The organism is Novosphingobium sp. MBES04, from assembly GCF_000813185.1.
In the GTDB taxonomy this organism is placed as follows: domain Bacteria; phylum Pseudomonadota; class Alphaproteobacteria; order Sphingomonadales; family Sphingomonadaceae; genus Novosphingobium; species Novosphingobium decolorationis.
In genome coordinates this window covers 2,385,965-2,387,571 of sequence record NZ_DF850488.1, presented here as the reverse complement: position 1 = coordinate 2,387,571, position 1,607 = coordinate 2,385,965, and the positions used below count along the sequence as shown (strand labels likewise).

Genomic DNA, 1,607 nt, shown 5'->3' with positions numbered 1-1,607 from the left:
AATCGTTGTATTTTCGACATGATGTCTCGCAGACCGACTGGTTGAGATCACAGGATAAAGGCCTCAATCCCAATGTCAGCTTTTCATCCCTTTGCGCCGCTGCCAAGCTTGGTGGACAAGGAAAACCAGACGGTCAGCTCCTTAGCCTGTAGATTCGGCCTACCAACAACCGACAAGGGCGCATACTAATCTATTCCCTCCGCCCCACCTCAACCGTAATCCATGATATTGGTTAGGTTGAAAGGTTGAGCAATTGCTTGTCATGCAGCGCAGTCCAAAACGCCTCGGGGATAGGATGCGCCATCAAAGCGACTGCTTTTTTCAGATGGCAAGGCGATCCAATACCCGGGTGTCAACGGCGGAGCAAAAGTCGGCCATGCGGCGGCGTAAAACCAGGCCATCGTGTTACACGCCGGGGGGAGTGGCGTGAGGGCGTAGCCCGAGGGGCACTCCCCCCGGCATTGGCGTAATTTTCAGGGTTTGGTTTTGGCTTTACGGGCCCGGCTGTGAGCGAGACGATAGCTTTCGCCGTTCATCTCGAGGATGCTGACGTGATGGGTCAGGCGGTCAAGGAGCGCGCCGGTGAGACGCTCGGATCCGAAGGTTTCGGTCCACTCGTCGAAGGGCAGGTTGCTGGTGATCAAGGTGGAGCCGCGTTCGTAGCGCTGGGAGATCAGTTCGAACAACAGTTCGGCGCCGGTCTTGGAGAGCGGTACGAAGCCCAGTTCGTCGATGATGAGCAGTTTGTATCCGACCATCTGCTTCTGGAAGCGCAGGAGACGCCGCTCGTCGCGCGCCTCCATCATTTCGCTGACCAGCGCCGCCGCAGTGGTGAAGCCCACCGACAGCCCTTTCTGGCATGCTGCCAGTCCGAGCCCCAACGCTACGTGCGTCTTTCCGGTGCCAGATGGCCCCAGAGCGATGGCGTTCTCACGCCGCTCGATCCACTCGCAGCGCGCCATCTCGAGCACCTGCATCTTGTTGAGCCTGGGAATGACGGCGAAGTCGAAGCTGTCGAGGCTTTTGACGGCGGGGAAGCGCGCGGCCTTGATGCGCCGCTCGACCATACGACGCTCCCTGTCGATCATCTCCATCTCGACGAGACGAGCAAGGAAGCGGATGTGATCGACGCCTTCAGCGGCACATTGCCGCGCGAGCTTGTGATGCTCTCGCAGGCACGTAGGCAGCTTGAGTGCCTTGAGATTGTGAGCGAGAAGAAGCTCCGGGGCCTGATCGCTCATGCGGCCTCCTGCTGGTCGGAGAGCAGGCTCAGATAGGCTCTGGCAAAGGTCTTCTCGACCGTTATGCGTGGCAGGAAGGGATAGACGTCCAGGTCCAGCCTGGGCGGTACGCGTTCGACCCGGCACAGGACGAGGTGCTTGACGGCATCGAAGCCGATGGCGCCAAGATCAATGGCCTGTTCCACCGCCGCCTGGAGATCGGCGGCGGTGAACGTTTCCAGCAGGCGCAGCACCTGTACATATTCACGCCTGCCATGCTTGTGCATGCGGCCTTCCATCAACCGCTGCAGTGTCGTGAACGCTTCGGGCAAATCCCAGCCCTGCAAAGGGGCAGCCTGGTCGAATGCGTTGATCTTCTGCTCGATC

General features: G+C 59.6%; 1 protein-coding gene and 1 pseudogene. Both read right to left on the bottom strand.

What is annotated here, in order from left to right; all coding sequences use genetic code 11:
- Positions 1–473: 473 nt before the first annotated feature.
- Entirely contained in the window at positions 474–1,241 is a 768-nt protein-coding gene (istB, locus tag MBENS4_RS10605) for an IS21-like element ISSsp5 family helper ATPase IstB (RefSeq protein WP_039390639.1), read from the bottom strand.
- Positions 1,238–1,607 (bottom strand): annotated as a pseudogene (locus MBENS4_RS10600) (IS21 family transposase); the annotation flags it as partial. The pseudogene MBENS4_RS10600 and the gene istB, both read right to left, overlap by 4 nt.